Raw genomic sequence first — 12711 nt, 5'->3', positions numbered from 1 at the left:
CGCTACCTGCGTCGGGTACTTCGTCGGTGAATACTTCATTGAGGTAAACGATGTTCAGCTTATGGATGCGTAAGAAAATGGACCTGCTGCGCTATGTATTGTTGGCAGTCGCCACGGTAGTTTGCTGCACCTGGCTGCCGATCGTCCACGCGAACGGCAGTAGTGCGCCGGTGCCGATGCTGGAAAGCGGAAAAAGTGCCAACTGGTGGTTCGTCTTCAAGCTCAATGCGGCTAAGTTTCCGCAGTGTGGTGGCGGCGATGCGGTGCGAGCCTGCCCGTTTGGCGGTGATGTGCAGAACTATGCATTCGGCCAGCAGTTTCTTTACGCCAGCGACGCGGAGCCGGCGTTGCAGAAGGGCGGTGGTTGCGTCGGGACCAGCACTACGGATCCGGTCGGCGCCACCTTTGACCAAGTATACAACGGCGCCTATTTCTATCTGATCTGGAACGACCAGTTTTATGATGACCCGAAGATCACCGGCTGCACCAAGTCCTGCGGCAGCCCGTGGGGCCATTCCAAAGGCATGCTGGCGTGGGACGACAGTGGCGCAGGTTTTGTCATGCAGGTTTCCACGCCCTCGTGGCCCGCCGCCGGCAGCAGTGCTTTCCCGCGCGCCAACGACGGCAACACATTGGGCTGCGTGAAGGACGACGACGTCAAAGTCAGTCAGCATTTTTTTGCGCTTAAGTTATCCAAGTCGGATGTATTGGAAGTATTGAGCGCGCTGCAGAATGCCAGCGTTGCGACCGATCCTGGCAACCCCCAATTGGCTAAGTTGGGCGGACCGCCTGAGATTCGGAACTTGGCGGCGAAGCTGGGCAAGAAGTCCAGCTCGTCCGTCTACACTACCGTTCAACTCAGCAGCGGGGTGGGGCTGATATCGAAACCGTCTAACCTGCAGGTTCCGCCGTGGCAGATGGTGTCCGCGCTGTTAGGCGGTGTACCGTTGCGGACAGCAACCTGGTGGGCGGCGCCGTATATCTACTCGACGACGGCGACCACGAAGTTGGCGTGCTGGAGTAAGACTTTGGGCAAGCCCGGCGCAGTCGAGATCGCGACCAGCGGCCTGTGGCAAGACACGGTGTTTGGACTGAAGGGCGGCCCGGGTAGCGATTACAACCACGCCAAGATCGGCGTGTCGACCGGCGGTGAGCATCATTTCGCTATTTTTGCGGACATGAACCAGCAGGGGACGCGATCGGGCCCTAATTGTGCCAGTAGCCAAAATGGCCGGGGAGGTTTGTTTTTCGTGGTTGACAACAAGGAGTTGGCCGATGGTGTCGCTGCTCTAATCAAGGGGGCAACCGGTGGAACAACAGCGCCCACTGCGGTACGGCGCTGATTCATGGGCACTTGCTTGAATGTGCTAGCGGAATCGTTGGCGACACCTGGATTCATGTGTGTTCAAACGCATCTTATGTATGCCCGTGAAAAATGACCACATTGCTTCCTGTACTGAGAACAATTTCACTCACAAGGAGTTTCATCATGGTTCAGGAATCCACGCTCGCTGTTCTTCGCCCCCACTTTCATTCCTCCGTGAGCTTGCGATGGTTTGCTGCCGGCACGGCCGTCGGCATCTATGCCTGGGAATGGGGGCAATCGCCGCTGTCCGCTTGGGCATTGAAGCTGGTGACAGGTTTTGGCGCATTGTTGGTGCTACCTCTTTGCGTAGTCAGCATTCTGGCCATCGTTGCGCTGATGTCGAAGAATCGGATGGGGGTGCTTGCATATGGCGACTTTCGCAACTTCTTACCATGGGTACTCGCTAAGCTGTTGCGGTCAGCTTCGGCGTTTTTCGGTGTTGTTGTCGTGGCAGGGGTTTGCTGGTGCGTCTCGGGTAGCGTCAACGCTTTGGTCGTTGCATCGCTCGGTTCATTCTTGGGAGGCGCGCTCGCCTACTGTTGGGGAGGCATGCTGCTCATTGCGCAAGATCTGGCAACAATGGTTTGACCATCACATGCGCAGCAGGGAGTGCGCTAGTTATAGTCCTGTACTTTCACCAAAAAATCATCGAGGTGTTCACTATGAAGTCACCCAATCAAGCCCAAGGCTTCAACATGCGGTCAAAACCGAGAAGGTGGACACTCGCAGTGAAAACTTTTTTCAGAAGCGCGCAAGCTCCTGTGCAGGTTATGGCGGCGGTTGTCAGTCTGACTTCGATCGTCGTTGGTGGATGGTGGACTTATTCGCACTTTATCGAGTTTCGTGAGGGGGCGGAAAACCTGAATGTCACCCTGACTTCTCAAACTACGCATATCACTACTGGTGCGGCGTTACTTACGATCGATGTCGCGCTGAAAAACATCGGGAAAGTGCCTATCATCGCCGAGAGGCTTGACCCGAATGACCCAAATTACTGGTGCACCAGCTGCGGCTTGGATATTACGGTAATCGTCTATGACGATGCGTCAAAAGGTCGTTCGTCAACCGATCGAATAATTGACTGGGATTCTGGCGGTGGTGGAACAAAGTACGTAGTAAATCATTACAACGTACTTCAGCATTACCCCGGTCACAATTACGCGTTGGGCCCTGGCGTCGAATACCACGAGACGGCCATAGTTCAAGTGGACACTGGTAAGTTGTATGCCATTCGTGCGCGCTTCTTTAGTGCGAATGGGTGGACCAATGCCGACATCAAGTATGTATACGTTAGTCCGGAAAAGAGCGCTAGTGTAGCCGAATATAAACCTGAGTAATGGATGGGAAGGCCCTACAACGTGAAAGCGGGCTTTACCATATCTTCAAGAGCAAGATCATTACCCAGAATTTACGCAACCTGGCCCGATTCGTAGCTGGTTAAAGTCGGTTCGTTGCCGGTACCCGGCACCATTCAATCTCGTCCATCGTCCATCGTGCAGGTGTAGGGCGGTGCCATATCGTAATCGGATGAGTCCGCTTACTCCCGAGGCTGTGTGAAAACGTGGGGCCAGTCACACAAACGTGCGGTGTTCGTTTGTTTGCGGAATTGCCCCACTCAAGTTGCCCCACCTTCCACTGCCTTACAAATGCCGCCCCGCGGTCATATGCCCCTTCATACCCTGGTTCCTTAGTCTGAACCTTCCGAGCCCGAGAACCAGACGTCGAGCTCACAACCCCCAAAGATGTTGGCGGCCATCCGAATTCCGGGAGGCTGAAATCCGTCTGTTCCCATCCGGAGGCGCCTGGCCAGGATTGTTACCGAAACAAGATAAGTGCCATCAATTGCATGCCATGTCATCAACATTTCATCATTGGTACGTAAGTTGTTGCCTGCATGACTACAGTTTTCATGTTTCCCTGACAATCGACCTGGATCAATCAAATGCATATTTTTAAATTCGCGCTCGCACGCACGCAGGTGCATGCATGAGCCGACGTGACTTCCTCCGTAAAATGGGCAAGTCGGCCGGCGCAAGTGCCGTGCTTGCGACCTTTCCACCGTCTATCCAAAAGGCGCTGGCCCTTCCCGCCAACCAGCGCACTCGTAGCCTGCAGGATGTTGAGCATATCGTCGTGCTGACGCAGGAGAACCGCAGTTTCGATCATTACTTTGGCACCCTGGAAGGGGTAAGGGGATTCGGTGATCCCTTTCCGATTCCGGTGATGGACCGGCAAAATCTCTTCAATCGCAAATCGGTCTTCGTGCAGCGCTCTGTCGGAGGGGCGCCGGTGCCTGGCCGGCCCAACTGGCCCCAGGGCAGCGCCATCGCGCCGTTCCGGCTCAACACGGTGCAGGACTTTCCAGTCATGCGCGTGGTCGGGACGCCACATGCCTGGCTCGACGCCCAGCTGGCGTGGGACCACGGACGTATGAATGACTGGTGCACGGTCAAGCAGAACCACGCGATGGGCTATTACGCTGACGCCGACATTCCCTTTCAGTTCGCGCTCGCGCGTGCCTTTACCATCTGCGACCACTATCACTGCGCAACCCAGACCGGTACCAACACCAACCGGCTGTTTTTGTTCAGCGGTCACAACGATCCCCTGGCGGCTGCAGGCGGCCCTTCGACTGACAACAGCCGCGACGACTTCAATCCGGACATGTCCACCGACTACTTGTGGACCACCTATCCGGAGCGACTCGAAGCGGCCGGTATCAGCTGGCAGGTTTACCAGAACATGGCGGACAACTTCACCGATAACTCGCTGGCGGGATTCCGCTCTTTCCGCAACGCGTGGTATCGCCGGCCGGGCTATTCGCAATCGCTGCGCGATCGCGGCACCACGACACGTGACATCGACCTGCTCAAGGCCGACGTGCTTGCCAACCGCCTGCCGCAGGTCAGCTGGGTCGTCGCGACCGCCGAAGGCTCCGAACACCCGGGTCCCTCCAGTCCCGCGTCGGGCGCCGACTACATCGCGCGCGTGCTGGACGCCCTGACCGCCAATCCTGAAAGCTGGAGCAAGACGGTCCTGCTCATCAACTTCGACGAGAATGACGGCTTCTTCGACCACATGCCACCGCCGGCGGTCCCTGCGTACACGAGTTACGGCAGCAATCCGGCGCAGTCGCAGCTCGCCGGTGCGTCGACCGTCGACACCACCGGCGAGTACCATCACGTGCTCAACGGCGCCGATGCACGGACGCACCATCGCCCCTACGGTCTCGGTCCGCGCGTTCCGATGTATGTCATCTCGCCGTGGACCAAGGGCGGCTGGGTGAATTCGCAGGTCTTCGACCACACATCGGTGGTGCGTTTCATCGAGGCGCGTTTCGGTGTGCGCGAGCCGCTGATCAGCCCATGGCGCCGCGCGGTGAGCGGCAACCTGTTGTCCTGTTTCGACTTCGCCAACCCGAACGACAACGGCTTCACGCAACTGCTGCCGGAAACGGCTGCGCGGCGTTCGATGGCGCTGAGCCTGCCAAACACCAAGGTACCCGCAACGCCGTCCACCCTGACGGCACCCGTCCAGGCTGCCGGCGTGCGTCCGGCACGCGCGCTGCCCTACGAACTCCAGGTGCAGGCACAGGTGCCGGTCGGAGGCGGCCAGGTGGAGCTCAGATTCGACAACCTGGGCGAAGCCGGGTCGGTGTTTCATGTGTACGACCGCCTGGCGTTGGAGCAGGTCCCGCGCCGCTATACGGTCGAACCTGGCAAACAGCTCACAGGCCGCTGGAACACCGCATCTGCCTACGATCTCTGGGTACTGGGACCGAACGGCTTTCATCGCCACATCGTTGGGGACGTGCGCGGCGACGGCAACGCTGCATGGCCGGAAATGAGCCTGCGCGCCGAACGCAGCGCCGGTGAGCTGCTCATTGACCTGGTCAACAATGGCGCACAGCCATGCACCTTCGTACTCACCGCCAACAAGTATTACGCGAACAAGCCGTTGGAAGTGCGCGTCGTCGCACGCTCGCGGAGCACCATCCGGCTTCCCCTGGCATCGAGTTCCAACTGGTACGACTACAGCCTGCGTGTGGCTGGCTTGCCGGGCTGGTTGCGCCGCTTCGCCGGCCATCTGGAAAACGGCTTGCCGTCTATCAGTGACCCTGCGATGCGCGGGGCAGCGCAACTTGACCAGTACCGCGTCATTTGATTTTTATAAGGAGCTTTTCATGAAGTGCAGATTTTTCGTTGCCGCGGCCTTGTTCGCCGTGGCGTGTAGTGGCAAGGCTGACGTCATCTACGGTCACAACCTCATCGTCAACGGCGATGCCGAAGCGGGCGTGAGCGGCTGGACCGGCTACCCGGGTTACAACATGGTCCAGTCGGTGGACTATGGCAACAACTGGGTGCTTCCCACCCAGCCTGGTCCGGCCGATCGCGGAACCAAGATGTTCGCCGGCCTCGGGCAGTATGCGGTGGGCACCCAGACCCTGGACCTCGGCGTGCCGACGGCCCGGAACAGTTCCTATTCCCTGAGCGGATGGCTCGGCGGCTGGGCCGCCCAGGGCGATAACGCACTGTTCTACGTGCAGTTTCTCGACGCGGCGAACAACGCGATAGGAAACGCCGCGATCGGTCCCGTCACCCCGCAAGATCGCGGCAACCAGACAGGCCTGTACTACCGGGAGTCCGTGGGCATCATGCCTGCTGGCACCAGCAAGCTGTCGTTCTGGCTGTCGATGGAGCGTCTCGCTTCGAACGACAACGATGGCTACGCGGATAACCTGTCCTTCATCGCGCGGGAGATGACCAGCCCGATACCGGAACCGGGCATGGCGTCGATGCTCTTGCTGGGCTTGGGCATATTGGTCGGGGCCCTCCGCCGCAACACGCGCGCGCATATGTCGTAATTGGGATGTCGCCGCTACCACTCCCTGCGCACCCGTAGCATGGCGAATGCCTGGGTACGGGTCACATTGTGCTCGACGAAGTCGACGGCGCCGGCCAGCCGGTCGCCGGCATAGTGGGTGCGGTCATTGGTGACGACGCGCCCGGCGAGGTTGTTCAATTCCAGCGTCACCATCAGGTTCGACGCCGGACGGTAGTTGACGAACGCACGGGCCCAGCCCGTGCCATTGCTGGTGTCGTGCTCGGCAACCTGCCAGTTGTCGTTGCTCCAGCCATTGTCGATGGACAGTCCCCAGGCGGTTCTCTGGCGCGGCAAGTCCTGCGAAAACTCGACCCTCCATGCCAGCGGCTGCTCGCCGGACAGCGCCCGCGTCTCCAGCGTGGTGGGATCGGTGACGGACGAGGAGCGCCTGGTCATCGACAGCTTGAGCAGGCCCTGCGGCAGCGACCAGCTGTCGGTGGGCAGGGTGAGCAAGCCGGTGACGTTGCCGGCGCTGGCGTCGCCGATGTTGCCGGCGGCGTCGAAACTGGCGTTCGATGTGCGGATCGGCATGCGGTCGACCAGGTCGCTGATGTGCGATTGCGTGTAGCTCAGCACCGCCGAACCCCGTTCCCAAAAGCGGTATTCGACCGCGCCTTCGCACAGCCAGGTCTTGGCCGGCACCAGGTCGGGCAAGTCGGCCCGGAGCGTCTTGTCGGCGACGCCGAAATACCCGGCGGAATCGCCAAAGTTCAGCTGGCTGACCTCGCGCTCCATGCGCAAGCGCAGCAGCAGCGACGAGCTTGGCGACAACGACAGCCGCAGCCGCGGCTTGGGATAGTTGTAGGCCTTGGCCTCCGGCTGGTCGGCGCCCACGCGCAAGCTGGAGTGCTCGATTTTCAGGCCGGCCTCGGCGCTGAGCGAGCTGTCGACCTGCCATGCGGACGACAGCTGGCCTTCCACGCGCGATTCCTGCACCCAGGCGCTGCCGGTCGGCGCCACGGCGGCGCCGGCGTTGGCTTGATAGGTGTTGCTGTTGTCGTTGGTGTTGACGGTGCGCTCGAAACCGCCGCGTATCGTGACCCCGTCCAGCGCCCGCCAACTCAGCTGTCCCGCCAGGACGTGCTCGCTGGCCGTGGCCGTGGCGACCGAGTACGATGGCGGGCCGCCCGCCGCAAACGTCGATTCGGCGGTCAGCTCGGATGTCCGGTGCAGCGCCTTGAGGTCCATGCTGGCGCCGTTCGCCAGGTCGCGCGTGTAGGCCAGGCCCTGTTCCAGCGTGCGTCCGGCGTTGTCGTTGCTGCCCTGCGAGCGGGTCCCGGCGTCGTAGTGGGCTTGCGACTGGTAAGTCCAGGGATTGACCGTGCTGTTCCAGGTCAGCTGGCCGTCCAGCAGGTCCTGGCCATAGCTCAGTTTCACCGTCTTGTTTTCGGCCATGCCGGCACCCGCTATGCTCACCTCGGCGGCCGGGGCGGGGGCGGCGTACTGCGTGGTCCGGCGTCCCTGTCCTTGCGACATGTCCGGTGACCGGCTACTGGCCAGCGTGACGTTGATGTTCTTGTCCCCATGCTTCAGGCTGTAGTTGCCATCGAGCGAGGGCTGCTGGATGCCGTCCGGCGTCAGATACGTGGAGGCGCTGATCGTGGCCGACACCAGGTCCATCTGTTTGAGCAGGATGTTGGCCACGCTTGGGTAGCCCTGCATGTCGATGCCGCCCGCGCCGCCATTGATCACCTCGATGCGCTCAACACCCGCCACCGGGATGCGGCCCAACACTTCGCCGAGCGGATCGGTTTTGGAAGTGGGGCGCTTTCCGTTGATGAGCACGTTGCCGGCCACGCCACGCGACGCATTCCCGCCATCGAAGACAAAGCCGGGCAGACGGGCCACCATGTCCATCGCCGTGCTGGCCTGGAACTGGGCGAAGTAGTCGGGGGTGAACGACAGCGGCGGCGCCACTGCGGCGGCGCCGGCCACGCCCGAGGCGGCCAGCGCGGCGGCCAGCAGGGCGGCGTGGTGGAGGAATGTCATGTGTCGCATTTCAACATTGTGCAATGAACACCATGAGTTCGCAATTGCGAAATTCACTAAACTGCAGGCGAGAATCAGGCCGTGAGCTGTATCGCAGCAAAATTAATGTGGCATTTGCGAAACATTTGCCGCATATCGCTACTGGAGCATGGCGACTGACGTTGATAATGTGTGTGTGCTGCACATATCTCAACCGGCGGGCAGGTTCTCAATGCGTGGATGTAAAGTTCTGATCGGCTTCTTCTTTTTGCTTGCCTTGGCAATGGCGCGCGCGCATGCCGCGCAGCCGGTCCGGTTTCTCATGCTGGAGAACCGCACCATGCCGTTTGGCCTGGTGGTGCAGGGGCCGAATGCGCGCCTGCTGCTGGCCGGGGGCATCACCAAGGATTGGCAGGACGCGTTGGCCAGGGAGCTCGGCCGGACCCCGGCCTACGTGCTGTTGCCGCGCAAGCGCCAGGATATGGCGGTGGTCCAGAAAATGGTGGATTTGCGCTGCTTCGTCAGCCCGGACTGGCTTACCAGCGAACAGGTCGCGCTGTACGACTGGCCGGCGCCGTTTTTCGATGTCGAGGAACGCTTGGTCGGCCCGGTGAACGGCAAACCCGTGGAGAGCCTGGAGGAGCTGGCGGGCGAGCGCATCGGGACCGTGCTCGGTTACAGCTACCGCAGCCTGGAACCGTTGTTCGCCGACGGCCGGGCCAAGCGGGACGATGCGAACAACGAGACGTCCTCGGTGCTCAAGCAAGTGGCCGGCCGTACCGATTTCATGGTCATGCGCAACCTGGACTTCGAGTATCAACGGAAAACGGATCCGACGCTGAAAAAACTGCGCCTCACCCCGGTGGTGATCAGCCGTTTTGCCATGTATTGCGCTCGCCCCAAATACAGCAGCGTGACGCTGCGGGACCTGAGCAACGCGCAGACGCGCTTGCTCAATGCGGGCGTGCTGGACAGGATTCTGGCCAGGTACCGCTAGCAGTGCGCTGCTAGCGCACGCAGACGGCGGGCCGCTGCCGGCGTGTTTCAGGATAGGCCAGCACGCGGCGTATCGCCTCGAGCGGCACATGATAGGTGCGCATATACGTCCAGGCGATGGCCGACCCCTTCGAGTTGGCCAGCCAGATGCCGTGCTCCACGACCGAACTGATCACATTGTTGCTGCGTTGCTCTCCATTCATGCTTTACTCCCAGGGCAAAACGAAAACGTTACTACATGATTAAAAATCATGTCGCCACGTTGACTCTCATCGCTTGGCCGGGCGCGGCGTATCGGCCGGCGCGCTGCGCGGGCAGGCCGCGCCGAACAGCGCCTCGACCATCGGATCGCGCCGTATCGTCAACTTGTTGGCGCGCAGCGGTTGGATGATGTCGTCGACCAGGCGGTGCACGCGGCTGCCTTCGCGGCTGATCGTCACGCTCAAGGTCGGGCCACTGTAGTGGTCCATCGTCATAAGCTCCATGCTTTTTCTCCTAAAAAATTATTCATGCGGTGATCAGCTTGTCCGATGACAGCATCGGCCGCCGCAATCTTGCGGCGCTGGCCGGCGCGGTCTCGCTGGCGATGGTGCTCAGCGCCAGGATGTGGCGGCGCGCCTGTCCCGCGCAGCGGCAATACAGCGCCACATACGTCTGGTAGGCCGCCATCGCCGGCCAGGAGGCGGGCAGCAGTTCCTGCGGCAGCAGCGGATCGCTGCGGCGGCAGTGCTGGTAGCCGTGGCTGACCAGCAGCCGCACCATGAAGGCCTGTTCGTCGCTGATCGCGCCCGGCTGGTCGAGCAGTGCGCGCAAGGGCTCGAAGCGTTGCAGGAATTGGCGGTACAGCGCGGCGGTGCCGTCGAGGTCCCAATCGGTGCGGCCGAACAGCGGCTGGCGCGTGGCCGCGGCCAGTTGCGCGCCGCTCACGTCGAACAAGGCCAGCCCCAGTTCTTCGGCCGCCGGCATGGCGCCGTCCAGCGCGCTGCGATAGGCGGTCGGCCGCGCCAGCAGGTTGGGCGCCAGCAGGCAGTAGTCCAGGGCCAGCAAGCGCTTGCGGGTGGCGGCATAGCGCGCCGCATTGATGCCGCCGCTGTTGACCAGGATAGTCCAGTCGTCGGCAAAGCTGCGCTCCGGCGGGATGTTGTGGCGCTGGCGCGCGGCCCACACGGCTGCCGCCGTGGCCGGGGCCAGCTGGCACAGACTGCGGCGGCCATGGCGTTCGACGCGCAGCGCCTGGTGGTCGGCCAGCCGGCACAGCGCGGTGCGTATCGCCCGTTCCTGGAAACCCAGCGGTTGCATCAGGGCGATGGCGCTGCCCAGCCACTGGCTTTTTTGTCCGAACAGCTGGGCTTCGCTGAACATCAGTATCAGCATGGTGTTCAGACGCGGCCTGGCTTGCAGCAGACAGGTTTCGATGCAGCTTGCGGTGGTGTTGCTCATGTGCTTGCCGTTACAGTTAAAGGTGGCTGGGAAGCCGGACGCAGGCGCCGATACAGGCGCAGCGCGGTGGCCAGGTTGTACCAGAGCCATAGGCACGACAAGCCCATCAGCGCGGCGGCCGGCCGCGCCAGCAGGTCCGGGCGCCAGCAGGCGGCGGCCAGCAACAGCACGGCCAGCACATGGGTCCGGAATTGCCGGTGCGCGGCGGGCTCGGGAATGATCTTGTTGATGCCGGGAAGCTTGGGCTTGCCGGGTGCGGCGGTTTCCTGCAAGTGGTACCAGGTCAGGAAGGGCACGATCTTGTACAGCATGCCGGCGATGGCGGACAGCGCGAAGCCGCCGATCAGCAGCACGCCCAGCAACAGCGGTCGCAGGTTGTCGTTCGCATCGCCCGGCCACAGCCAGAGCGCCAACGCAGCCAGCAGGCTGGCCATCGCCGTGCGCCAGTACAAGGTGGTAGGGTCGGCGCTGGGCCGCTTGCGGCGCGCCAGCAGGCTCAGCGTGCTGGCGCCGAACAGCGCGTAGCCGGCCGCCAGCAGGAGCAGGCAGGCTTGATGGAACAGCTGCGCCGGTCCGCGCAGGCCGCTGCTGATCGACGCCGACGCCAGCAGCAGGAACAGGGTGGTGGTGAAACCGCTGGTCAGCAGCGGCGGGTAGGGCGGCGTCACCATGAACATCGGCACCACCTGGTAGGCGATGGCGATCACCAGCAAGCCCACCCAGCCCAGCAGGCCCCACATCGCGTGCAGGTCGGTCAGCCGTTGCAACGGCAAGCCCGCCAGCGCGGGAAACGCGAAGGCGCCGGCCAGCAGGCCGCCCAGCAGGGTGGTGATCGCCAGCGAGGCCAGCGCCAGCCGGATGCCGGGCAACACCGGGCCGGCGCCCGGCCCGCGCCGCCACAGGGCGAGCGCGCAGGCGCCGACGAACAGCAGCAAGGTGGCCAGCAACAGCGCCAGCGCGCAGCGGAACAGCACGGCCTGCTCCAGCCAGAAGGCGGCCGCCAGCAGCAGCGTGCCCAGGCACAGGCCGGCGTGCACCACGCCGCCGACCACGCCGACCCGCGGCAGCGCGACGCCGGCCACCACGGGCAGCAGCTGCAGCAATGCGCCCATCATCGTCATGCTGAGGCAGCCGAGCACCATCAAATGCGTCAAGGCCAGCGTCTGCGGCGACCAGCGCGTCAACAACGCGGACGGGCCCTGCCACGCCAGCAGCGCGGCCGCCAGCGCCGCGAACAGCGGCGCGCTGAGAAAATAGCGCAGCGGCAGCGACAGGCGGGGATTGAGGTCGAACGACAGCGCGCGTTGTGGCGCTTCGGCGGATTTCATGCGGTGGATGCGTCGGGAACCAGCCAGATCAGCACTTCGTAGCGCAAGTCCGGCTGCGGCGTGGTGCGGTGGTCGTAGCCGTAGCGCCGCAGCACCTGGTACAGCGGCAGCGGGTCGCGGTCGATCAGCACGCGCAGGCGTTCGTCGGGTCCCAACTGGTCGAGCGCGTCGAGGATGCGCACCATCGGCTCAGGCGGCTCGAGGCCGCCCACGTCCAGCAGGCGCACGTTGGCGGCCGGTTCTTGTAGCGTGCTCATGCTGTCGCCTCGGCGTCCGCCTTGGACCGTTCCAGGTAGTCCATGCTGGCGACGATGGCCTCGGCCTGCTCGTGCAGCACGCGGTCGGCGAGCGGATAGAGCACGCTTTCCTCCTTCAGGTTGTGCTGGCGCATCAGTACGCGCAGCGTGTCGGCGTGATCGAAGTAGCTGTCGCTGTCGCGCTCGGCCAGCGCGGCGTCCATGCTGCGCAAGGTGTCGCGCAACTGCCCGTGCTCCATGCGCATCACGCTGGTCGGGCCGCAGGCGTTGTGCATGACGCGCTCCAGTCGCGCAAACAATACCCGTTCCTCCTTGTCCAGGTGGCGCTCGAACTGCCACAGGAAGGCGGCGAAGCCGGTGGCGGCGGCGGCCCAGTCGCGGCCGGCGACGCTGGCCTCGGCAAGGTTGTACAGCTCGTCGCAGCGGCGATGATCCTGCTCGAGGTAATTGGCGATCGTTTGCATGGGCTAGT

General features: G+C 62.7%; 13 protein-coding genes. 6 read left to right on the top strand and 7 right to left on the bottom strand.

Features of this window, described 5'->3' with window-relative positions; genetic code table 11:
• The first annotated feature begins 77 nt into the window (after nt 1-77).
• From RUGAMON1_RS20095 to RUGAMON1_RS20075, 5 genes are all read left to right on the top strand, one after another.
• Nucleotides 78-1343, top strand: a complete 1266-nt coding sequence (locus RUGAMON1_RS20095; RefSeq protein WP_445232196.1) for a deoxyribonuclease II family protein — start codon at nt 78-80, stop codon at nt 1341-1343.
• Between the two features lie 146 nt (nt 1344-1489).
• Nucleotides 1490-1954, top strand: coding sequence for a hypothetical protein (locus RUGAMON1_RS20090; RefSeq protein ID WP_445232195.1), 465 nt, complete (start codon nt 1490-1492; stop codon nt 1952-1954).
• 140 nt (nt 1955-2094) lie between these two features.
• Nucleotides 2095-2703, top strand: a complete 609-nt coding sequence (locus tag RUGAMON1_RS20085) for a hypothetical protein (RefSeq protein WP_445232194.1) — start codon at nt 2095-2097, stop codon at nt 2701-2703.
• A 649-nt stretch (nt 2704-3352) separates the two neighbouring features.
• The gene (locus RUGAMON1_RS20080) at nt 3353-5530 is read left to right on the top strand and encodes a phosphocholine-specific phospholipase C (protein ID WP_445232193.1); all 2178 of its coding nucleotides are present in this window, start codon (nt 3353-3355) and stop codon (nt 5528-5530) included.
• A 19-nt stretch (nt 5531-5549) separates the two neighbouring features.
• Nucleotides 5550-6230: a PEP-CTERM sorting domain-containing protein gene (locus RUGAMON1_RS20075; protein WP_445232192.1), complete on the top strand. Its 681-nt coding sequence runs from the start codon at nt 5550-5552 to the stop codon at nt 6228-6230.
• Nucleotides 6231-6244: 14 nt separating this feature from the next.
• Here RUGAMON1_RS20075 and RUGAMON1_RS20070 read toward each other — a convergent pair whose 3' ends face one another.
• Nucleotides 6245-8239 (bottom strand): TonB-dependent receptor, encoded by a 1995-nt coding sequence (locus RUGAMON1_RS20070; protein ID WP_445232191.1) that lies wholly within the window; start codon nt 8237-8239, stop codon nt 6245-6247.
• Between the two features lie 148 nt (nt 8240-8387).
• Between RUGAMON1_RS20070 and RUGAMON1_RS20065 the strand changes: the two genes are divergently transcribed.
• Nucleotides 8388-9215: a substrate-binding periplasmic protein gene (locus RUGAMON1_RS20065; protein ID WP_445232190.1), complete on the top strand. Its 828-nt coding sequence runs from the start codon at nt 8388-8390 to the stop codon at nt 9213-9215.
• A 10-nt stretch (nt 9216-9225) separates the two neighbouring features.
• Here the strand turns inward: RUGAMON1_RS20065 and RUGAMON1_RS20060 are convergent, their stop codons facing one another.
• The 6 genes from RUGAMON1_RS20060 to RUGAMON1_RS20035 all read right to left on the bottom strand — a co-directional run bounded on the left by RUGAMON1_RS20060 (nt 9226) and on the right by RUGAMON1_RS20035 (nt 12703).
• Nucleotides 9226-9417 carry a hypothetical protein gene (locus RUGAMON1_RS20060; protein WP_445232189.1) on the bottom strand — a complete coding sequence of 64 codons (192 nt, stop codon included), beginning with the start codon at nt 9415-9417 and terminating at the stop codon, nt 9226-9228.
• A gap of 66 nt (nt 9418-9483) precedes the next feature.
• Nucleotides 9484-9699, bottom strand: a complete 216-nt coding sequence (locus RUGAMON1_RS20055) for a hypothetical protein (protein WP_445232188.1) — start codon at nt 9697-9699, stop codon at nt 9484-9486.
• A 22-nt stretch (nt 9700-9721) separates the two neighbouring features.
• Nucleotides 9722-10654, bottom strand: a complete 933-nt coding sequence (locus RUGAMON1_RS20050) for a PaaX family transcriptional regulator C-terminal domain-containing protein (RefSeq protein WP_445232187.1) — start codon at nt 10652-10654, stop codon at nt 9722-9724.
• On the bottom strand, nt 10651-11982 hold the full coding sequence (locus RUGAMON1_RS20045) for a permease (protein WP_445232186.1): 1332 nt from the start codon (nt 11980-11982) through the stop codon (nt 10651-10653). Before RUGAMON1_RS20045 ends, RUGAMON1_RS20050 begins: the two co-directional genes overlap by 4 nt.
• Nucleotides 11979-12239, bottom strand: coding sequence for a DUF2249 domain-containing protein (locus RUGAMON1_RS20040; RefSeq protein WP_445232185.1), 261 nt, complete (start codon nt 12237-12239; stop codon nt 11979-11981). Before RUGAMON1_RS20040 ends, RUGAMON1_RS20045 begins: the two co-directional genes overlap by 4 nt.
• Nucleotides 12236-12703 carry a hemerythrin domain-containing protein gene (locus tag RUGAMON1_RS20035; RefSeq protein ID WP_445232184.1) on the bottom strand — a complete coding sequence of 156 codons (468 nt, stop codon included), beginning with the start codon at nt 12701-12703 and terminating at the stop codon, nt 12236-12238. The genes RUGAMON1_RS20040 and RUGAMON1_RS20035 overlap by 4 nt, the downstream gene beginning before the upstream one ends.
• Between the last annotated feature and the right edge of the window lie 8 nt (nt 12704-12711).

Source organism: Duganella rhizosphaerae (assembly GCF_040364205.1).
In the GTDB taxonomy this organism is placed as follows: Bacteria; Pseudomonadota; Gammaproteobacteria; order Burkholderiales; family Burkholderiaceae_D; genus Rugamonas; species Rugamonas rhizosphaerae.
The sequence above is the reverse complement of the archived record's forward strand: the minus strand, read 5'-3'. Positions and strand labels throughout refer to the sequence as shown.